The sequence below is a fragment of the Streptomyces sp. NPDC040589 genome, from assembly GCF_055594445.1.
The window spans coordinates 839,381-858,999 of the sequence record NZ_JBVIWP010000001.1; the positions used below are offsets into that span (position 1 = coordinate 839,381).

Here is a 19,619-nt window from a genome sequence, read left to right on the forward strand (position 1 = left end):
GACCCCCGCGCCCCTGACGGGCGCGACGTCAGTCGCTCAACACCGCACGCAACCGCTCGGCTTCGGTCGTCGGGGCGTCACAGGTGAAGTTGCGGCAGACGTACGCGGCCGGTTCACCGCCGACCAGCGGACGGCCCGTGAGCAGCGGAAACTCGTCACTCTCCGGGGCGCCGACGGCGACGACCGCGCCCGGCGCGGTGCCCAGAAGTGCCGTGCGGTGCAAGGTCCTCGTGCCCTCGTGATCGAGCGACGGTCCCACGATCGCGACCTCGCGCGGCCCGTCCAGCACGGCCTCCGCCGCGGCGAGACCCCATCCGATGAAGCGGGGCACGCGCGGCCCGAGCGCCTTGACGACGCCCAACGCCCGCTCGGCGGCCGTGCGGTGGGGCTCGGATCCGGTGTGCGCGGCATAGCCGAGCAGGGCGTTCGCCGCCGCCGTCCAGCCCGACGGGGCGGCGTTGTCGGTCGGGTCCTGCGGGCGGCGGATGAGCTGCTCGGCGTCGGCGGCGGTGTCGTACAGGGAGCCCGACTCCGGGTCGGTGAAGCGGACCAGGACGTGGTCGACGAGGAACCCGGCGAACTCCAGCCAGACGCCCTCACCGGTGACGGACGCGAGCGCGAGGAAGCCCTCCGCCACGTCGGCGTAGTCCTCCAGTACGCCCGCGTTGGCGCCGGCGTGGCCGTCCTTGCTGGTGCGGGTGAGCCGGGCCTGCTCGTCGAGGTGCAGCCGGACGAGGAGGTCGGCGGCGGCGACGGCGGCCTCGACGAGGTCGGGCCGGTCGAAGTAGGCGCCGGTCTCGGCGAGCGCGGCGATCGCCAGCCCGTTCCACGCGGCCACGACCTTGTCGTCCCGGCCGGGCGCGGGACGCTCCGACCTCGCCGCGAGCAGCCGCTCCCGGACGGAGGCGATCTTCCCGGCGTCGACCAGCCCTTCCTGCTGCTGAGGCAGCTGGAGGACGGAGGCGCCCTCTTCGAAGGTGCCCTCCTCGGTCACGCCGAAGTACTGCGCGGCGAGCTCGGCGTCCTCCTCGCCGAGCACCTCACGCAGCTGCTCGGGCGTCCACACGTAGTACGCGCCCTCGACGTGCTTGCCGGTCCCGCCCTCCCGTCGCCCGCCACCGCCCTCCTGAAGACGCGCTTCGCGCGGCACCTCCTGCTCGCTGTCGGCATCGAGCGCGGAGGCGAACCCGCCCTCGTTCGTCCGCAGTTCGCGCACCATGAAGTCGGCGGTCTCCAGAGCGACCCGGCGGGCCAGCTCGGAGCCGGTGGCACGCCAGAGGTGGGCGTACACCCTGCACAGCAGGGCGTTGTCGTACAGCATCTTCTCGAAGTGCGGCACGACCCAGTCGCGGTCGACGGAGTAGCGGGCGAAGCCGCCGCCGAGCTGGTCGTAGATGCCGCCCCGGGCCATACGCTCGCAGGTGTCGGACGCCATCTGCAGGGCTCCCTCGGCGCCGGTCCGCGCGTGATGCCGCAGCAGGAACTCCAGCACCATGGACGGCGGGAACTTCGGCGCCCCGCCGAATCCGCCGCGCTGCGGGTCGTACTCCCGGGTGAGCCCGAGCAGCGCCTGCGCGAGCTCCTCCTCACCGGGGGTCCGGGCATCCCCGTAGGAGATCTCCCGTCCCGCCAGATCCCGGACGATCTTCCCGGCGACCTCGGTCACCTCGTCCCGCCGCTCGTCCCACGCCTGGTGCACGCCCTGGAGCACCTGCCGGAAGGAGGGCATGCCCTGGCGGGGAGCGGGCGGGAAGTAGGTACCGAAGTAGAACGGCTCGGCATCCGGCGTGAGAAACACGGTCATGGGCCAGCCGCCCTGCCCGGTCGCCGCCTGCACGGCCTCCATATAGACGGCGTCCACGTCGGGGCGCTCTTCGCGGTCGACCTTGACGCTCACGTAGTGCGCGTTGAGGTCCTCGGCGGTCTGCTGGTCCTCGAAGGACTCGTGGGCCATGACGTGGCACCAGTGGCAGGAGCTGTACCCCACGCTCAGCATCACCGGCACGTCCCGCCGCCGTGCCTCCTCGAAGGCCTCCGGCGACCACGGCCACCAGTCGACGGGGTTGTCCGCGTGCTGGAGCAGATAGGGGGAGGTCTCATGGGCCAGTCGGTTCGCCATGAATCCATCCTGCCGCAGGAGACCCCGCGACGAGGGGCGGCCCTCCGGCCGGGGCGTCGGGGTGGTGATCACTGTGGGTTTGCTCTTCGCTACCGGGGCGCCGTAGCTTGCCTGAGGCCTGTCATCCGGATCGGGTCGCAGGAGATCGGCGGCATCTGGTCGGCGCCGGTGAACGGGGTCGGGTGTGTGCGGCCGCAAGGCGGGGCGGCAACAAGGGGGACGTGTGTTCGGCCGAAGGACGGGGCGTGCGGGCACCTCGTGCGCCCGGTGTCGCCGGAGGCGGGAATGCCGCGGCCGTGCTCCGGTGGGCGGGCCGCTGTGAAGGACCTCGTGAATCTGCTGGCCATCGTGACGCTGCTCGGCGGCACGGCGTGGACGCTTCCGCCGCTGATCCGGCAACGCTTCCGTGCCCCCATGCGGCTGCAGCTTTGCCTGTCGCTCTTCCTGCTGGGCGCGGGGAACGTGCCGGCCCAGCTCTCCGATCCGGCGGCGCTGGACGGCCTCGCCTTCACCGGCTTCACGAAGCTCGCGTACAACGTGGCGATCCTGACCGGACTGTGCCTCATGGTCAGCTTCCTGTGCGAGCGGCGCCGGGCGCTGTGGCGCAGGTGGGAGGTGGTGTTCTGCCTCCTCTGTCTGACCGCCATGGCCGGCGTGACCGCGCTGATGCCGCCGGGCCTGCGCGACCACACCTTCGCGCTGCCGTATCTGGACCACTGGCAGGTGCGCGCGTTCTACGACATCGGCGGCGCCTATCTGGTCTTCGGCTACACCACGTGCGCCGTGCTCGCCGCGCGGCACGCCCGGAGCAGTCGCCGGCCGCTGCTCCGGGCGGCCCTGGGCACCGTCTCCGCAGGTCTCCTCGGGCTCTCCCTCAGCTGCGTCCTGCGGATCCTGTGGGTCAACTGCCCTGCCTGCCGTGGCTTCGGGCATCACTTGACCTACCCGAACATCTTCCTGTTCGGCCAGGTGGCCACCATCGCGGTGTGCGCCGGGCTGAGTCTGCCGTGTTTCGCGAGCGCCGCTCAGTTCCTGCGGGAGCGCTCTGTCCAGCGGGCCCGGTTCCGTGAGCTGGGAGAGCTGTGGCAGCGGCTCGTGGACTTCTATCCGGAGCTGGTCCTGGAGCAGCGCCGGGGCCGTCGGTGGCTGCCGCTCCTGGACTACACCTCGGCCGTGTACCGCAGGTACGTGGAGTGCCGGGACGGTCTCACCCGGCTCAGCCCCTATCTGCACCTCGCCTCGCAGGAGACGGCCGCGGACAAGGCCGGGGAGGGGGCCGGGGAGAAGGCCCCGCCGGCGGCCGGACCGGACCTGGTGCGTCTGGTCGACCGGTCTTTGCGGCTGCGCGGCGAGGCCGACCTCGCCGCCGCAGCGACACCGGAACCCGCGGTATTCGTGGCCCCGGGGGACAGTCATGCCGCCGACTACGAGAGCGACCTGGCCGGCCTGATCGCGCTCTCCCGGGGGCTGCGGGAACTGCGTACCGCCCCGGCCGAGAACGACTCCCGCGCCGTCGGCGTCTGACACACCGCCGAGACCGGGTCCCGCCTCAGGCCGTGGGCACCGGCTCCGCTTCGCTGTCCCCGGCGCTGTCCCCGGCCGGTGCACGGGCCGCCCCGGTGCGGGGCGCCGCCGGTGACACGAGGACCGGTTCGGACGGGGTCCGGGGCGTGCGCCCGCGGGGCCGGGCCCACCGGCGCATGACGGGGCGTTCGACGCACACCATCAGCAGCCAGCCCAGGGCGAGCGTGACCAGCAGCAGGACGAGCAGTTCGAGCACGCCGCCGACCAGGCCGTAGGTCGCGTTGTGCAGTACGTGGGTCCGGCCGTAGTAGAGAACCACGTACTGCGCGAGGTAGAAGCCGAAGGACACCTCTCCCAGCCACCGCATCACGCGGCCGCTCAGCAGCGTGCGCTCGCCGCGCATGTCGGCCATGGCCACCGCGCACACCAGCACACCGACCGGGACGACGGTGGCCACGGTGAACCCGTAGAGGAACGGCACGTTCAGCGCGAGCGCGTAGCCGGCCACGGCCAGGGCGAGCGCACCGGCGAGGGGCACGCGGGGGAACCGGCCCGCGAGGACCAGCCGGGCCAGCAGCATGCCGAGGACGAACTCGAACAGGCGGCCAGGGGGGAAGTTGTAGCCGAGCCAGAACTGCAGGGAGGAGATGGGGAATCCCTCGGGAGTGCGCGGCTGCGCCGGGACCAGCAGGTCGACGGCGGCTTCGAGGGCCACCATGCCCGCCACCATGGCACCGGCCCAGGCCCACAGCCGCTCCGTCCGGATGCGCCGCACCGGCCGGATGAGGAAGGGGAAGAGCAGGTAGAACAGCAGCTCACTGCAGAGCGACCAGCTCGGTGCGTTGACGCTGATGTAGATGCCGTGCTGCGGGAACCAGGAGTGGATCAGGAAGAGGTTCGGCAGCCATGCGGTGAGCGGGGTCGCGGCCCCGGCGAAGAGCACCATCGCCAGGGCCCACATGGCGACATGGTTGGGAAAGATCTTGAGCAGCCGGCGGCGCCAGAACGCCACGACCGTGTCGTCCCGCCTGCTCGACCAGGTCAGGACGAAGCCGCTCAGCACGAAGAAGAAGGACACCCCCATCCAGCCCGCCTTGCTGAACAGCCACTGGAATCCCTCGGCCTGGCCGCGGTCCGCGAAGGGGTTCGTCAGGGGCTCGAAGAAGGAGGAGTGGAAGAAGAAGACCAGGACCGCCGCGATGAACCGCAGGCCGGTCAGCGAGGGCAGGGGTGCCGGGCGTCTGGAGGGGGTGTCGTGCGGTGTGGTCACCACGGGTCACCTCTTGGGGGTAGGGACGGCGAGAGGGAGGGGGTCCGGCGTGTGGCCGGCCGGGGCGCGGCGGGCCGCACGGGCCAGGCCGAGCACGAGCAACGCGCCCGCGGCGGTGAGCGCGGCGGCGCCGAGGGGCACGGCACGGGTGCCGAAGCCGGAGTCGGTGAGGAGACCGCCGATCCACGACCCGAGCGCGGCGCCGAGCCCGAAGGCGGACATGTTGGCGGTCAGCGACAGCGTGGGCGCGTCGGCCGCCTCGGCCAGCACCTTGGCCTGGAGGCCGGGGATCAGGGCGAAGGTGGCGAGCGAGAACAGCACGAGGGCGAGGGCGCCGCCGGCCGGGTGCGGGGCGAGGAGCCAGGCGAGCAGGCAGACGGCCACCAGCGCCCAGGACAGCTGTCCCACGGCCCGGTCGACGCCGTGGTCCGCGTACCGCCCGCCGAGCAGATTGCCCACGATGGAGCCCACGCCGTAGGCGAGGAGCACGGCGGGCACCCACTGCCGGGAGAGATGGCCCACGCCGGTCAGCAGCGGCACCATGTAGGTGATCAGGGTGAACATGCCGCCGGAGCACAGCACGGTGGCGCCCACCGTGCCCCAGACGGCCGGACGGCGGAACACCCGCGCCTCATGAGCCGCCGACACCGTCGGGCGGGAGGTGTCGGGCACCCAGAGGAGGACGAGGACGATGGCCACCGAGGCCAGCGCCGCGACGATGCCGAACGGGGCCCGCCAGTCGTAGTGCTGGGCGAGGAAGGAGCCCATGGGGACGCCGAGGACGGTGGCGAGGTTGATCCCGAGCTGGGTGGCGGCGACGGCGGCGCCGCCCTTGCCCTCCCCCACCATGGCGCCCGCGGTGACGACGCACACCGCCATGAAGGTGCCGTGCACGACCGCGGTCAGTACCCGGCCGGCCATCAGCACGCCGAAGCCCGGCGCCAGGGCGCAGACGACGTTGCCCAGGACGAAGACGGCCAGCAGGCCCACCAGCAGCGTCTTGCGGCGTACGCGTGTGGTGAGCGCGGTGACCAGCGGGCCGCCGACCACCATCGTCAACGCGTAGGCGGTCACCAGCAGGCCGGCCATGGCCAGGCTCACGGTGAGATCGGCGGAGAGATCGTCCAGCATGCCGCTGGGTGACAGCTCCGCGGTGCCGACACAGAAGATCGCGAGGATCAGGGCGGCGAGTCGGAACGGCATGAGTGTGCACCTTCGAGTCGTGCGGGAGGGACAGCGGGTGGCCGCCGGGCCCGGGGGTGTCGACCGGTCAGGCGACCGTGGCGGCGGGGGCCTTGGCCCGTGGGCGGGCCCAGCGGCGTACCAGCGGCTTCTCCACCCAGGCGTACATCGCCCAGGAGACCAGGACCGACACGGCGCACTCGGCGACGACGAAGGCGGTCACGGCCCAGCCGGACTCCAGGCGGGCGCCGAAGAGGTCGCGCGCCTCGGAGAGCACGATGAAGTGGAGCAGGTAGAAGGCGAAGGAGACCTCGCCGAGCCAGACCATCGCGCGATGCCGGAAGGGGGTGGGCCGGCCCGACGCGTCCGCCAGCGCTCCGGCCGCGATCAGCAGGGCGCACGGTACGAGGCACACCGCGCGCTGGGCGAACAGGTACGGCACGCCGGGGAGTTCGGCGATCACGTAGCTCGCCGCCAGCAGCAGGCCGGAGGGGACGAGACCGATGTCGCGCCAGCGTCCCAGCATGACGGCGCGGGCGACCAGGATGCCGAGCAGGAAGTCGAGCAGCCGGGCGGGCGGGAAGACGTAGGCGAACCAGAGGTGGAGGCCGGAGACGCCGGGCTCGTTCGACATGTAGACGTCGCCGGGCGGAATGAAGGTGGTGGCCAGCCAGGGCGTGGCGCACACGGCGGCGATGACACCCGCGATCCAGAACTTCAGCCGCTGCGGGGCGATCCGCCGGACCCCGGCGAACAGGGGCGGGAAGCAGAGGTAGAAGAAGACCTCGGTGGACAGCGACCAGCCCGGGGAGTTCACGGCGAAGTTGGTGGCGTAGTCCGGCACCCAGGACTGGAGCATGAAGAACGTGGCCACCGACTGCCACGGGGCGGTACCGGCCGCGATCAGCAGCATCGCGAGCGCCCAGGCGACGACGTAGTTGGGCACGATCTTGACGTACCGCCGGCGCCAGAACGAGGTCCGCGGGTCCCCGTCGCGGGCGGACCAGGCGAGGACGAAGCCGCTGAGGAGGAAGAAGAACGTGACGCCCAGGCCGCCGGCCTGCTCGACCAGGCGGGCGAAGAGGGTGTCGTTCGCGTCGCCTGCCATGAGCCAGTGGGCGGGCAGGGAGAGGTGGAACAGGAAGACGAGCAGGGCCGCCGGGAACCGCATGCCCGTCAGGGAGGGCAGCCGGACCGCCGGACCGCCGACCCGTGGCGCGGCGGCGCCGGCCGGGGCTGTGCCGACGGAATCCCTGTCGGCGGGTTCTTCGCGTCTGGGTGCCGGAGGCGACGGCGGTATCAGCTCGGTGGAGGTGGTCTGGGGTGTGGCCATGGGCGGGCTTTCTTTGACTGGATGGGCTCGACGGGCAGGGCTTCGGGGCTGGGGCCGCGGCTGGAGCGGTGACAGTGGCCTCGGGCGGCCCGAGCGGCTGAGGGCGGGTCAGGGCGCGCCGGGGCCACGGCCCGAGGGGGCGGGGGTGCGAGGGGCTGCCGGGTCGGTGCCGGATGGGCGGGGCGAGCCGGGGCGGTTCAGCCGGGAAGGGCAGGCGGAGGGCGTGCGGCCGGGCGGGACCGGGCCGAGCGGGGCGGTTCAGCCGAGAGGGGCAGGCGAGGGTGGGAGGTGGCCGGCCGGGCTGGACCAGGCGAGGGCGGTCCGACCGGGTGGGGCGACCGTGGGGCGGGAGGCCTCGGCCGGCCGGGCTGGACCAGGCGAGGGCGGTCCGACCGGGTGGGGCGACCGTGGGGCGGGAGGCCTCGGCCGGCCGCCCCGGGGGGTCCGTGGCGTCCGGGTCAGTCCAGGAACTTGCGGATGGCGTTCACCAGTTCTTCCGGCGCCTCGGCCGGCACCAGGTGGCCGCTCTCGATCTCCAGGTAGTCACTGCCCGGGATCGACTCGTGCAGCTCGCGGGAGTGGTCGACGGGCACGAGCTGGTCGTGACGGCAGCCGACCACCAGCGTGGGGACGCCGATCTTCGGCAGCAGCTCCCGGATGTCGGCGTCCAGGCCGAGCTCGATCTGCCGCAGCGTGCCCTCGTTGACCTCGGCGCCGCCCACGGCCGCGTCGAACCCCTCCTCGTCCAGGTTCGCCAGGAAGCCCGGGGTGAAGAGCAGCAGGCTGATGTAGTGCGAGTACAGCTCCGGGCTGAGGTCGGCCAGCCGGCGCCAGACGGTGAAGCCCAGGCGCTTGCGCAGGTCGTCGTTGCGCGCCCAGCCGGCCACCAGGACCAGGCGGCGGACCCGCTCGGGGCGGCGGGCCGCGGCCATCACGGCGATGAGCGCGCCGAGCGAGAAGCCCACGACGTCGACGGGCTCGTCGGTCGCCTCGTCGGCGGCGCCGAGCACCTGGTCGGCGAGCCGCTCCAGCGACAGCGGGCTGCCGTCGTCGACGGTCCCGCCGCTGCCCGCGTAGTCGGGGAGGATCACGGTGCGCCGGTCGGTGAACTCCTCCACCAGGTGACCGTAGTTGGTCTCGCCGGTGGCGCCGGTGCCGTGCACCAGGAGCAGACCGGGGCCCTGGCCCTCGGTGCGGTAGTGCACGGTCGCGCTGTCGACGGACGTCTGGGGCATCTCATTGCCTTCCTGGGTGGGGGGGAGAGGGATCGGGACTGGAAGCGACTCTATAGAAGCTTAGCTGCCACTATATAAGCAAGTTGATTTTCAGGAGTACGTCGGCGCTTCGGCCGCGGGCACCGGGCGCAGCACCAGGACCGCCAGCAGCACCGCTGCCACGAGCGCGGTCGAGGCGACGGGCAGCCAGAGCGAGGAGTGGCCGAGCAGCGCGGCGCCCAGCGCCGAGCCGCCCGCGATCCCGATCTGAAAGCCGGTGACGTAGACCGAGGAGGCCCGGTCGGCGTCCTTGCCGGCCAGGCGCATCACGCCCGTCTGGAAGACGGGTCCGGCCGCGGCGAACGCGCCGCCCCACAGGGCGACGGCGGCCGCGGCCGCCACGCCGCGCACGGCGGCTCCGCCCAGGGCCGGTGACAGCGCCAGCAGGGCGACGCCCGCGGCGAACACCCCGATGGTCACGACCGCCGTCCGCTGCGGAGCGGTGTCGTTGTTCCGGCCCGCCAGATACGTGCCCACGGCCCCGGCGAGCCCGAAGACCGCGAGCAGCACGACCACGGCGGTGGAGGTACCGGTGATGTCGGCGACGAGGACGGCGAAGTAGGTGTAGCTCAGGAAGTGCGCCGTGATGAGCACCACCGCCACGGCGCAGAGGGTCAGTACGCGCGGCCAGTGCACGGCGCCTCGCGCCGTCTCCGGGACGGCCGTCCCCCGCGGTTGCCCGGTCTGTGGCCGCGCGGCGTCGTCGCGCGGCCGGAGGGCCCACACCAGTCCGACGGTCACGGCCACGGTCGCCGCCGCGAGGACCAGGGCCGTGGCGCGCCAGCCGATCAGCTCGCCGATGAGCGTGGTCCCCGGGCTGCCGGCGATCGCGGCGAGCGTGGACCCGCCGAACACCGCCGCGGTGGCGGTGCCCACCCGCGACCGCGGCACCAGCGTGGCCGCGGCCGGGGCGACGAGCGACCACAGCACCCCGTGCGTCAGGGCGGCGGCGACCCGGCTGACCACCATCATCGAGAAGCTGGTCGCGGCTGCCGCGAGCAACTCGGCGGCGACCAGGACGAGCAGCGAGACCACCAGGGCGGTGCCCCGGGACACGCGGGAGGCCAGCGCGACCGTCGGCACGGTGACGATCGCGGCGACCACGGCGTATCCGCTGATCAGCAGCCCCACCCGCCCGGCCGAGACGTCCAGGCTGCGGGCGATGTCCGCGATGAGCCCGACCGGGAAGACCTCGAAGGTGACATAGACGAAGGTGGCGCTCGCCAGGACGGCCAGCCGCGCGGCGGTCGGCGCGTCGATCCGTTCCCGTTCCCTTTCCCGGGCCACTGCCGTGCCGCTCATGCGGCGGACGCCGGGTCGTCGGATGCGCCGTGCGCCGGGCCGATCCGGACGAGGACCTTGGGGCGGCTCCGGTTCCCGTCGGTGAGGCGGGCGAAGGCGGCGTCCAGTTCGTCCAGCGGGAAGACCCGGTCGACGAGGGCGTCCAGGTTCACCGCACCCGACTCGACGAGGCCGACGAGCCGGTCCCAGTAGCCGATGCCGGAGAGTACGCCGTGCAGCGTCACGTCCCGGATCACCAGGCCCGCCGCGTCGAATCCGTCCACGGCGTGGTGGGGGGTGCCCAGCTGGGCGATGCGTCCGCCCGCCGCGACCAGGCGGACGGCGGAGCGGACCGCCGCCTCGTTGCCCGACGCCTCGATCACGGCGTCGTAGGCCTCCTCGTCCGCCGCGCCCGGGCCGGCCTGGGCGCGCAGGCCCAGCTCGGCGGCCAGCTCCCGCGCGGCGGGGTGCGGGTCGAGGACGACGGTGTCCGCGCCGATCGCGCGGGCCGTCTGCGCCGCGGCGAGCCCGAGCGTGCCCGCGCCCAGCACCGCGACGCGGTCGGAGGCGGTCACGGCGAGCCGGTCCACGGCGTGCACCGCGGCGGCGGTCGGCTCCAGCAGGGCACCCGCCGCGTCGGACAGGGCGTCCGGAATCCGGGTGAGGGTGTCCACCGGCACGGTGATCAGCTGCGCGCCGGCGCCCGGGCGGGGGCCGAGCACACCGATCTCGCTGCGGTCCGGGCAGGAGCGGACGCGTCCGGCGCGGCAGTGCGCGCACTTGCCGCAGCCGCGGAAGTTGTGGCCCGACACGCGTCGGCCGAGCAGTTCCGGGTCGGTGCCGGGGCCGGTCTCGACGACGGTGCCGATCCACTCGTGGCCGAGGACGAAGGGGTAGCTCTTCAGCCCGTCCCGCAGGTAGTTGCTGCTGCCGTCGAAGAAGCCGAGGTCGGTGCCGCACAGCCCGAGCAGGCCCACCCGGACGAGGACTTCGCCGGGGCCGGGTTCGGGCGGTGCGGTGTCGGTGACCGACAGGGTGCGGGGGGCGATGAGCTGGATGGCTTTCATGGTGCGTCCTTCGGGTGACGGGTTTCGGCCGCGCGGCGGCACAGTGCGATGTCCTCGCGCAGACGGTCCGGGGCGTCCCGGTAGTCGTTCTCCACCAGCACCGAGCGAGCGCCGGAGCCGCGCAACAGGGCCGGGAGGCCGGCGGTGGGGAAGGCCGTACGGGAGCCGTCCTTGATGTGCAGGTCCGGCAGCAGCAGCCCGGCTCCCCCGACCAGTTCGGCGAAGGCGAGCGGCCGATGCCCCGCGTCGAGCAGGTTGCCGGTGTCCAGGACCAGGCGCAGGGCCGGATGGTCCACCGCCCGGGCAAGCTCCAGGGAGTCGTGCGGGCCGAGCGGCGACTCGTAGGCGACCAGGAGGTCCGCCCCGGCGAGCCGCTCGCACAGGCCGCGCAGCGCCTCGGCCGTCCCGGCGCGCAGAGGGGCGGTGACCGGCAGGCTCCGCCGGAACCCGGGCACGTGCAGTACGGCCACGCCGAGTTGCCGGGCGCAGTCCAGGGCCCGCAGCAGGAGGTCGACGGCCGCCGGGTCGGGGGTGCCGTCCTCCCGCGCCAGGCCGATGTCGTTGAGGTGGTTGACGGCGAGCACGGGCACCGGGATCTCCCCGGCGGTCGCCTCGGCCGCCCGCAGCGCGACGGGGTCGCTCAGCGGCGGCCCGCGGTGGGCTCCGCCGTAGTCCAGGTGCAGCTGGTCGGCCCCCGCCGCGACAGCGGCCCGGGCCGCCGCCCGGCGGTCGGTGCCGATCCGCCACTGCGGCGCGGCGACGGCGGTCGGCGCGCTCATGGCCGGCTCCCGATACGCACGGCGGCCTTGAGCACCCGGCGCCCGCCGGCCCTGCGCGTGGACGAGGTCAGCACGGTGTTGACGAGGTCCGCAGCCTCCTCCAGGCCGACCTGGTGGGTGAGCACCTCCTCGCCGAGGGCCGGGGTGGTGCGCAGCAGGTCGACCGCCTGGCGCAGATGGTCACCGGAGACTCCCCGGTGGCCGCAGAGCAGGAGCCTGCCGTGCGGACGGGTGAACTCCTCGACCTTCGGAGGCCAGGGCGCGCCGCCGCAGTTGGCCGCGCGGATCGCGGCGGCGTCGATGTCGCCGGCGGTCAGCGGGACCGGCCCCGAGGGCACCCCGGCGTGCAGGTCGACCAGGAGCGTGCCCGGCACATACCGGTCCAGGGTGGTCAGCGCCTCGCGCGTGCCGGTGCGCGGTGTGGCGATCACGGCGACGACCGGCGAGGGCAGGCCGGCGAGCAGCCCGGGAAGACCGGCGGCGTGCGGGTCGGTGGCGTCGTCGCCGTGCCCCACGAGAAGGGTGTGCAGCCCGGGCCGCTCCGTCAGCCACAGGTCGCGTGCGAGGCGCCCCACGATGCCGTCCCCCCACACGACCAGTGCCGCCGGGGTCAGGGTGTGGCGTGCGATACGGGCGCCGTACAGGGCGGAGGCGAGCGGTTCCGCGAGCGCGGCCACACGCGGTTGCGCGGCGTCGGCGGGCACCGGGACGATCAGCCCGGCGCGTACGGCCGTGGCGGGGATCCGGGTGCGCTCCGCCCACAGGCCGGGGAGATTGTGGCCGAGCAGGAAGGACGCGTCGTACGGATGCGTGGGGTTCACGGTGACCGGCGTGCCGGCCGGCAGCCCGGATTCCCCGGGCTCGACCACGTACGCGACGCCCTCGTGTCCGAGGACGGGGCTGGGGTCGTCACGCAGGCCGCGCAGGATCTGCCAGTCGGTGCCGCAGATGCCCACGGTCGTCGGCGCCAGCAGCATGTCGCCCGGGTCGAGGCGCGGCGTGCGCACCTCGGCCACCTCGACCAGGGTGTGGCCCGAGCCGTCGGCCGTCCGGCGGACCAGGGCGCGATGGGTCGCGCCGGTCACCGGCCGACCCGCGGCGCTCGCCGGCTGACCCACGGCGCTCATCGGCTGACCCCCGGAATCCAGTCGCCGACGCGTCGCACTCCGCTCAGCGCGTCCACCCGCCCTGGTTCGCAGAACACGAGCCGGTCGTCGAGCCAGGCGTCGTCGCGCCCCCGGTCGGCGTAGGAGGTGGCGGTGGTGAGCCGGCGGCGGATCTCGGCCGCGTAGGGGCCGGCGAGTCCCTCGGCCACTCCCCCGCCGATCCCGATCAGGTCGAGGTGCGGGTCGAGGCACCACAGGGTGCGCAGCAGCTGGGCGACCGGGGCGGCGCACAGCTCCAGCAGCTGGCGTGCGCCGGGGTCGTCCGCGGCGAGGGCGCCGGGGAGCCAGTCGGCGACCTGCGGGGCCGCGGGAAGTCCGAGCCGCCGGGCCGCGCGGACGAGGCCCGGCCCGGAGGCGACCGAGGCGAGATGGTCCGTCGCGCCGCACTCGCAGGGCAGCCCCGCGAGGACGTCCGCGCCGGGGTCGGTGAGCGGGACCGGCAGGTGGCCGACCTCTCCCTGCAGTCCCCAGGCGTCGACGGGGATCCTGGTCCGCTCCAGGTCCGCGATGCGCAGCGCGATGCCGCTGCTGACGGTCAGATAGGCGACCCGGCGGGTACCGGGCCTGGCGTGCACGGCGGCGAAGTCCAGCAGCGCGGCGGTGACGTCGTTGACGAGGTGCCAGGTGACGTCGGGCCGGCGCCTTCGCAGGTCGGCGGCGAGGTCGTACGGGGCGGCCTCGTCCCCCCACAGCGGGGCCGATCCGTAGACGGTGCCGGTCAGATGGTCGATGGCCGCGCCGAAGGAGAGGGCGGCGCGGGCACCGGCCGGGACCCGGTCGCCGAGCAGCTCGACCATGTCCGCCCGCAGCCGGGCGATGGAGCGGTCCGGGTGGCGCAGACGGCTGGGCGAGGGCACTCGTTCCACCGGCGCGTCAGGCCCGCCGACGCGCATCCGCACCCAGGTGCCGCCGATGTCCGCCGCGAACGTGGCGGCCGGTGCCGCGGGGCCGGTCCGCCGGCCCTCGGGGGATTGCCGGCCCTGGGGGGCGTGCCGACCCTGGGGGGCGTGCCGACCCTCGGGGGCGTGCCGACCCTCGGGGGCGTGCCGCCCCTGGGGGGCGTCCCGACCCTCGGAGGCGTGCCGACCCTCGGAGGCGTCCCAACCCTGGGGGGCGTCCCGACCCTCGGAGGCGTGCCGACCCTCGGAGGCGTGCCGACCCTCGGAGGCGTCCCAACCCTGGGGGGCGTCCCGACCCTCGGAGGCCTCCCGACCCTCGGAGGCCTCCCGACCCTCGGAGGCCTCCCGACCCTCGGAGGCGTCCCAACCCTCGGGGGCATACCGACCCTCGGAGGCCTCCCGACCCTCGGAGGCCTCCCGACCCTCGGAGGCCTCCCGACCCTCGGAGGCCTCCCGACCCTGGGGGGCGTCCCGACCCTCGGAGGCATACCCGCCCTCGGAGGCATACCGGCCCTCGGGAACGTGCCGGAGCGGCGTGGCGGCCCGGGTCACGGCCGGACCACCGCTCCCGCGGCGACCGGCTCGGGCACGTCCAGGGTCACCCCGGCCCGCCCCGGTTCCCGCGCGACGACCCGGAATCCGCGGAAGTCGGCCCAGCGCGGGGCCACGTCGTCGTAGGCGTCGAGTCCGCCGATGACCACGGTGTGCCCGCAGCCGGCGAGTCCGGCCCGCACTCCGGCGCCGGAGTCCTCGACGACGACGGCGTCCTCCGGCGCGCAGCCGAGCGCGGCGGCGGCCCGCAGATAGCCCTCGGGGTCCGGCTTGCCGTGCGTCACGTCGTCCGCGCTCACCAGGAGCCGGGGCAGCGGAAGCCCCGCCGCCGCCATCCGCACCTCCGCGAGGCGGCGGCCGGCGGAGGTGACCACGGCCCAGGCGTGCGGCGGCAGCTCGGTCAGCAGCGCCCGGGCGCCGGGGACCTCCGTGATGCCGGTGGTCTCCGACTCCTCGTGCGCGACCAGGCGCCGGGTCTCCTCGGCCGCCCGGCCGGGGTCGGGGAGGAAGTGGCGCACGGTCTCCCGGGTGGGACGCCCGTGGGCGAAGGCCAGTACCTCCGTGAGATCGAGCCGGTGCCGTTCGCAGAAGCCGGCCCAGGTGGCCTCGACCAGCGCGGTCGAGTCCACGAGGGTGCCGTCCATGTCGAACAGCAGTGCTGCTGCGTGCAGTTGAGGCAAGAGTTGCTCCTGGGAAAGGTCAGCGGGCGAGCGGGGGACGCGGGAGAACCGGCTAGACGCCGACGATCGGACGCGACTGGGACACGGGAAGGTCCTCCGCGACGGACGACCAGGTGGTGTCCTGGTGCACGACGAGCGCGTCACCGGCGTACGGCACGCCCCGGGTGCGGGCGAGTTCGGCGGCCAGCGGCGCGAAGGTGGCCGGGGACATGTAGCCGCTGTAGTCGAAGTCCGCGGACCGGCGGGCCCTGATGCCGGGGCTGTCCACCATGCCGGCGGGCAGGGCCTGCACGAACGTCGTCTCGGCGGGGTCGATCTCCTGGGCGACCGACCGGATCAGCGAGTCGGCGGCGGCCTTGGTGGCGGCGTAGCCCGAGCGGTTCGGGCCGGCGTTGTAGACGACCTCGGACGAGATGTGCAGGAACAGGCCGGGGCCGGCCGCGCGCAACGCCGGGAGCGCCGCGCGCAGCGCCCAGGACAGGCCGTGCACGTTGATCGCGAACTGGTCCAGCCAGTCGGCCTCGCTCACCCGGGTGAACGGCTCGCGGCGGGCGGTGAAGTAGACGGCGGAGTAGCAGGCCAGGTCCACCCGCTCCGGGATACCCGTACGCAGGGCCTCCTTGGCCTGCTCCGGGTCGCGGAAGTCGAGCCGGTGCCAGACCAGCCGGTCACCGCCGTCACCGGCGGGCCGGCTGCGGCTGAAGACATGGGTCTCGATGCCGGACGCGGCCCAGGCGTCGGCGACGCCCCTCCCGATCCCGGTCGATCCGCCGATCACCACGGCCCGTTCGGGCCTGCGCACGGGGGTGCGCTCGGGAATGCGCGCGGGGGTGCTCACGCGCCCACCAGGGCCTCGGCCGGAGCGTCAAGTGCCGTTCCCTGTGCCGTGTCCCGGGCCCGGCGGCGCAACAGCTCCGTCGCCGCGCGCAGTTCGGCGGGGTCGACGTCGTTGACGAAGCGGTGGCGCCCGATGCCGACCGGCAGCGGCAGCCGCTGGTGGCCGTCGCGGTGGCGCACCGTGTCGCGCAGCGCCTCCTCCAGCAGGCTCGGGTCGTCCAGCACGTCGTTCCACAGCGGCAGCCCGAGTGCCTGGATGACGGAGAAGATCCGGTCGGCCTGCGCCTGGCTGACGTCACCGCGCAGGGTGCTCAGCGCCGTGGTGAGCGCCATGTCGATCACGACGGCCTCGCCGTGCAGCAGCTCGGGGAGGGCGTGCATCTCGATGGTCGGGCTGAAGGTGTGGCCGTAGTCCACGCAGCGCTCCAGCGCGGACTCCCACAGGTTGGGCTGCAGTTCCTCGAGCATCAGGTGGATGGACTCGGCGACGATGGCGTCGGCGGCCTGGGCGAGGTCGCCGGTGGAGCCCTGGAAGCGGTCCGCCCGCACCTCGGGACCGCGCGTCTCCAGCAGCTCGAACAGCTCCTCGGAGCGGATCAGCGCCATCTTCAGTATCTCGGCCAGGCCGTTGCTGATGTGCCGCAGGTCCAGGCTGCTCAGGAACGAGCGGTCGAGGAAGGTGGCCGTGGCCGCCGCGTACGTGCCCAGCCGGTTCTTGCCGGTGTCGTAGTTGACCCCGGTCTTGACGCCGACTCCCGCGTCGACGAGGCCGATCAGCGTCGTGGGGATGCGGATGTACGGGGTGCCCCGCCGGTAGAGGCTCGCCGCGAATCCGACGATGTCGGTGAGCACTCCGCCGCCGATGGCGATGACGGGCTCGCGGCGGCGGTCGATGCCGAAGTCGTTCATCGCGTCGACGACCCGGGAGACGGCGTCCCACTGCTTGACGGTCTCGTCGGCCCGCAGGGCGAGCACCGTGGTCTCGATGCCGTGGAACGCGAAGAACTCGCGGATCCGCGCGCCGTGGAGCGCGTCCACGTTCTCGTCGATGACGACGAGCCGCCGCTCACCGGCGCGCAGCGGGGTGTCAGGGCAGCCGGTCAGCAGCGTGGTGTTGTCCGGCGAGAAGAGGTGGTCGGAGCTGACGACGTGGTAACGCACCTGGCGTACGGCCTCGATCGTCCAGGCCGGACCGTCGTCCATGGCCAGGCGGAGCCCCTGGGTGAACTGAGTACCGCTATGCATGTCCCCTCCGAAAATCTGGTGCCACATCACTGAACAACAGGCAGGTTTATCGGCACTGCGTCCAATATAGTAGCAGCGTGACCCGCTGGGTGCCGCAGTGCTACGCTCGTGATCAAGGAGACGAGGTTGTCGGCGCACGGGGGAGCACACTGCGCGCACCCGTCGGACAGAGCCGCCCGACGCATTGCCTCCGCCCCCCTGAGTCGCCGGAGCCTTAGGAAGGTCGACCCGCATGGCCACGCTGGCAGAACGCCTGAATGCCTGGTTCGCGGATGCCGCCACGGCCAATGCCGTGGGCCGCCTGCGTGAACCGACAACCTCCGAGGTCGCCCAGGCGATCTCGCAGGACCCGAGCCACGACGTCACCATCTCCCGGAGCTATCTGACGGCGTTGCGCAACGGCTCGCAGACCAACCCGACGGTGAGCGTGCTCTCGGCGATCGTGCGCTACTTCCAGTCCCGGGAGATGACGCTGCCGGTGTCGGTGAGCGCCCTCATCTCCGAGGCCGCGCCGCCCGCCGCCGTCCAGGAGGAGAAGGACGAGTGGGCCGAGGCGCTCTCCGACCGGCAGGTGCGCTCGATCGCGATGCGCGCCGGCCGGCTCACGCCGGAAATGCGTGAACAGCTTTTGTCGATCATGGACGTCCTGGACGACCCGAAGTCCGCGAGGTCCGGCAGCGAGGAGGATGACGTATGAGGGCCGTCTGCATGTCACGGACCGGCGGGCCGGAGGTGCTGGAGGTCCGGGACGTGCCGGAGCCCGAGGCCGCGGAGAGCCTGGTCGTGATCAGGACGGCCGCCACCGCCGTCAACCCCGTGGACCTGGCGACTCGTTCGGGCCAGATACCCACCTCCCTGCCCGCCGTCCTCGGCTGGGACCTGGCGGGCACGGTCGAGCACGCCCCCGAGGGCTCCGGCTTCCGCCCCGGCGACCGCGTCCTGGCGATGACCGCCCAACTGGGCACGGGCGTGGGCAGCATGGCCGAGTACGTCGCCTTCGATCCGCGCTACGTCGCACACGTCCCGGACGGAATGACGCTCACGGACGCCGCCGCGCTGCCCCTGGCGGGTGTGACCGCGGTGCAGTTGCTGCGCCGGACCCCGGAGCGCCACGGCAAGCGGATCCTGCTGATCGGCGCCCAGGGCGGCGTCGGCGGTCACATCGCGGCCCGCCTGCTCGACGAGGCGTCGGCCCGCACCGACCTGCTCGTCCGGCCCGCCGACCGGGCCGCCTGGCAGGAGCGGCGGGCCGGACGCCCCGCCGAGGGCGCGGTGCTCACCGACCCCGCGCAGGTCGAGACCGGGGCCTACGACATCGTGATCGACGCCGGCGGAGCACCCGGCCTGATCGAGGCCGTACGCCCCGGGGGTGCCTTCCTCACCATCACCCCGTTCAGCGCCCCGGACCCGGACGGCCGCCCTGACGTGGCGTACACCCTGATCGGCGTGGAGCTGGACCGGGACGATCTGGTGAGCGTGGCCGAGGCCGCGGCCCGGGGAACCGTCCCGGACCAGGGGATCACCGTGCTCCCCTTCGAGGAAGCGGCCGAGGCCCACCGCCGCCTGGAACGCGGCGGCTTCCGCGGCAAGCTGGTGCTGGTCCCTTAGGGGCCTCAGGGACCCTCAGGGGTCTTCAGGGGCCCTCAAGGGTCTTTCAGCGAACCTCAGGGTTCTTCAGCAACCTCAGGGGGTCTTCACGTCAGCCCGTTCTCGAAGACGAGGCTGCCGTGGACGGAGGGCCGCCACGGCTCGTCCAGACCGTAGCGCTGTGCCTGCCGCTGCATCGACATCGCCTGGTGCATGAGCGTGGACGCGACGATCTCGGCGTCCCGCTCGTCCCGGTCGGAGTAGCAGGTGCGCCACTGCGGCTGCTCGGGCCGTTCACCGGCGAGGTCGTAGGCGACGATGTGGCCGACCTCGTGCAGGATGATGTGCTGCTGGTGCGCCCTGGTGGTCTTCGCCTGGTAGACGATGACGTCCTCGTCCTGACGGGAGAGCAGGATCCCGAACGGGCCGTCGGCGGGCAGATCCCACTTCAGAAGCTTGATGGGGGTGCCACGCTGCTCGGCCAGTAAAGCGCACAGCGTGGTCACGCCGAGCGGCAGCGGCGGCGCGAGCTCTCGCATCAGCCGGCGGCTGTGCGCTCTCAACTCGGCGTCTCTGCGCCGGTCCTCGACAGCCGCCGGGAAACGCCCCGCCCCACGCCGGAACAGCCTGCTGAACACCTGACCCCCTGTGTCTGACGACGTCAACTCACGGACCGCATACGACGCACCGTTGAGCCAGAGCAGGCCGGTACCCAATCTACGCCCCCGGGCCCCGACCCGTCCGCCGGGCCCACGCACCCCGACGGGCCCGGCCCTTCACACCATCAGGCCACGCACGCCCTCTCGCCCCGATGCGCCGTCCAC

17 protein-coding genes are annotated in these 19,619 nt (G+C 73.5%); 3 read left to right on the forward strand and 14 right to left on the reverse strand.

The genetic code is table 11. The annotated features are described in order from the left end of the window. Window positions 1-28 precede the first annotated feature (28 nt). Window positions 29-2,119, reverse strand: coding sequence for a thioredoxin domain-containing protein (locus tag ACZ58V_RS03795; protein ID WP_468187531.1), 2,091 nt, complete (start codon window positions 2,117-2,119; stop codon window positions 29-31). Between the two features lie 330 nt (window positions 2,120-2,449). Here ACZ58V_RS03795 and ACZ58V_RS03800 point away from each other — a divergent pair, with 330 nt between their 5' ends. After that, window positions 2,450-3,643, forward strand: coding sequence for an MAB_1171c family putative transporter (locus tag ACZ58V_RS03800; RefSeq protein ID WP_471288144.1), 1,194 nt, complete (start codon window positions 2,450-2,452; stop codon window positions 3,641-3,643). 25 nt (window positions 3,644-3,668) lie between these two features. Here ACZ58V_RS03800 and ACZ58V_RS03805 read toward each other — a convergent pair whose 3' ends face one another. The 12 genes from ACZ58V_RS03805 to ACZ58V_RS03860 all read right to left on the reverse strand — a co-directional run bounded on the left by ACZ58V_RS03805 (window position 3,669) and on the right by ACZ58V_RS03860 (window position 17,208). Then, on the reverse strand, window positions 3,669-4,913 hold the full coding sequence (locus tag ACZ58V_RS03805; protein WP_471288146.1) for an acyltransferase family protein: 1,245 nt from the start codon (window positions 4,911-4,913) through the stop codon (window positions 3,669-3,671). Between the two features lie 6 nt (window positions 4,914-4,919). Beyond that, window positions 4,920-6,116 carry an MFS transporter gene (locus ACZ58V_RS03810; protein WP_471288148.1) on the reverse strand — a complete coding sequence of 399 codons (1,197 nt, stop codon included), beginning with the start codon at window positions 6,114-6,116 and terminating at the stop codon, window positions 4,920-4,922. 67 nt (window positions 6,117-6,183) lie between these two features. Next, entirely contained in the window at window positions 6,184-7,428 is a 1,245-nt protein-coding gene (locus ACZ58V_RS03815; RefSeq protein ID WP_468187523.1) for an acyltransferase family protein, read from the reverse strand. Between the two features lie 458 nt (window positions 7,429-7,886). Continuing rightward, window positions 7,887-8,663 (reverse strand): alpha/beta fold hydrolase, encoded by a 777-nt coding sequence (locus tag ACZ58V_RS03820; RefSeq protein WP_382831720.1) that lies wholly within the window; start codon window positions 8,661-8,663, stop codon window positions 7,887-7,889. Window positions 8,664-8,753: 90 nt separating this feature from the next. After that, the gene (locus tag ACZ58V_RS03825; protein ID WP_468187520.1) at window positions 8,754-10,004 is read right to left on the reverse strand and encodes an MFS transporter; all 1,251 of its coding nucleotides are present in this window, start codon (window positions 10,002-10,004) and stop codon (window positions 8,754-8,756) included. Then, on the reverse strand, window positions 10,001-11,050 hold the full coding sequence (locus tag ACZ58V_RS03830; protein ID WP_468187518.1) for a zinc-dependent alcohol dehydrogenase: 1,050 nt from the start codon (window positions 11,048-11,050) through the stop codon (window positions 10,001-10,003). The genes ACZ58V_RS03825 and ACZ58V_RS03830 overlap by 4 nt, the downstream gene beginning before the upstream one ends. Continuing rightward, on the reverse strand, window positions 11,047-11,829 hold the full coding sequence (locus ACZ58V_RS03835; RefSeq protein ID WP_468187516.1) for a sugar phosphate isomerase/epimerase family protein: 783 nt from the start codon (window positions 11,827-11,829) through the stop codon (window positions 11,047-11,049). Before ACZ58V_RS03835 ends, ACZ58V_RS03830 begins: the two co-directional genes overlap by 4 nt. Continuing rightward, window positions 11,826-12,956 (reverse strand): alcohol dehydrogenase catalytic domain-containing protein, encoded by a 1,131-nt coding sequence (locus tag ACZ58V_RS03840; protein ID WP_471288152.1) that lies wholly within the window; start codon window positions 12,954-12,956, stop codon window positions 11,826-11,828. Before ACZ58V_RS03840 ends, ACZ58V_RS03835 begins: the two co-directional genes overlap by 4 nt. Next, on the reverse strand, window positions 12,953-13,852 hold the full coding sequence (locus tag ACZ58V_RS03845) for an ROK family protein (RefSeq protein WP_471288155.1): 900 nt from the start codon (window positions 13,850-13,852) through the stop codon (window positions 12,953-12,955). The genes ACZ58V_RS03840 and ACZ58V_RS03845 overlap by 4 nt, the downstream gene beginning before the upstream one ends. Window positions 13,853-14,442: 590 nt before the next feature. Continuing rightward, a complete protein-coding gene (locus tag ACZ58V_RS03850) occupies window positions 14,443-15,126 on the reverse strand; it encodes an HAD-IA family hydrolase (RefSeq protein WP_471288158.1) in 684 nt (227 codons plus the stop codon). A 52-nt stretch (window positions 15,127-15,178) separates the two neighbouring features. Further along, on the reverse strand, window positions 15,179-15,964 hold the full coding sequence (locus ACZ58V_RS03855) for an SDR family NAD(P)-dependent oxidoreductase (protein ID WP_471288160.1): 786 nt from the start codon (window positions 15,962-15,964) through the stop codon (window positions 15,179-15,181). Next, the gene (locus ACZ58V_RS03860) at window positions 15,961-17,208 is read right to left on the reverse strand and encodes a sedoheptulose 7-phosphate cyclase (RefSeq protein ID WP_468187506.1); all 1,248 of its coding nucleotides are present in this window, start codon (window positions 17,206-17,208) and stop codon (window positions 15,961-15,963) included. Before ACZ58V_RS03860 ends, ACZ58V_RS03855 begins: the two co-directional genes overlap by 4 nt. 232 nt (window positions 17,209-17,440) lie before the next feature. On the opposite strand from ACZ58V_RS03860, the gene ACZ58V_RS03865 reads away from it, so the two are divergent. Together ACZ58V_RS03865 and ACZ58V_RS03870 are read left to right on the forward strand one after the other, a co-directional pair. Further along, complete coding sequence (locus ACZ58V_RS03865; RefSeq protein ID WP_468187504.1) at window positions 17,441-17,905, forward strand: hypothetical protein; 465 nt, start codon at window positions 17,441-17,443, stop codon at window positions 17,903-17,905. Next, window positions 17,902-18,816, forward strand: a complete 915-nt coding sequence (locus tag ACZ58V_RS03870; RefSeq protein ID WP_471288161.1) for an NADP-dependent oxidoreductase — start codon at window positions 17,902-17,904, stop codon at window positions 18,814-18,816. The genes ACZ58V_RS03865 and ACZ58V_RS03870 overlap by 4 nt, the downstream gene beginning before the upstream one ends. An 86-nt stretch (window positions 18,817-18,902) precedes the next feature. Here ACZ58V_RS03870 and ACZ58V_RS03875 read toward each other — a convergent pair whose 3' ends face one another. Beyond that, on the reverse strand, window positions 18,903-19,433 hold the full coding sequence (locus ACZ58V_RS03875; protein WP_468187500.1) for a hypothetical protein: 531 nt from the start codon (window positions 19,431-19,433) through the stop codon (window positions 18,903-18,905). Window positions 19,434-19,619: the final 186 nt, after the last annotated feature.

Coding starts and splice junctions, on each gene's coding strand:
- ACZ58V_RS03835 (WP_468187516.1), bottom strand. CDS start 11,829: ATGAGCGCGCCGACCGCCGTCGCCGCGCCGCAGTGGCGGATCGGCACC.
- ACZ58V_RS03870 (WP_471288161.1), top strand. CDS start 17,902: ATGAGGGCCGTCTGCATGTCACGGACCGGCGGGCCGGAGGTGCTGGAG.
- ACZ58V_RS03810 (WP_471288148.1), bottom strand. CDS start 6,116: ATGCCGTTCCGACTCGCCGCCCTGATCCTCGCGATCTTCTGTGTCGGC.
- ACZ58V_RS03820 (WP_382831720.1), bottom strand. CDS start 8,663: ATGCCCCAGACGTCCGTCGACAGCGCGACCGTGCACTACCGCACCGAG.
- ACZ58V_RS03815 (WP_468187523.1), bottom strand. CDS start 7,428: ATGGCCACACCCCAGACCACCTCCACCGAGCTGATACCGCCGTCGCCT.
- ACZ58V_RS03840 (WP_471288152.1), bottom strand. CDS start 12,956: ATGAGCGCCGTGGGTCAGCCGGCGAGCGCCGCGGGTCGGCCGGTGACC.
- ACZ58V_RS03865 (WP_468187504.1), top strand. CDS start 17,441: ATGGCCACGCTGGCAGAACGCCTGAATGCCTGGTTCGCGGATGCCGCC.
- ACZ58V_RS03795 (WP_468187531.1), bottom strand. CDS start 2,119: ATGGCGAACCGACTGGCCCATGAGACCTCCCCCTATCTGCTCCAGCAC.
- ACZ58V_RS03830 (WP_468187518.1), bottom strand. CDS start 11,050: ATGAAAGCCATCCAGCTCATCGCCCCCCGCACCCTGTCGGTCACCGAC.
- ACZ58V_RS03825 (WP_468187520.1), bottom strand. CDS start 10,004: ATGAGCGGCACGGCAGTGGCCCGGGAAAGGGAACGGGAACGGATCGAC.
- ACZ58V_RS03860 (WP_468187506.1), bottom strand. CDS start 17,208: ATGCATAGCGGTACTCAGTTCACCCAGGGGCTCCGCCTGGCCATGGAC.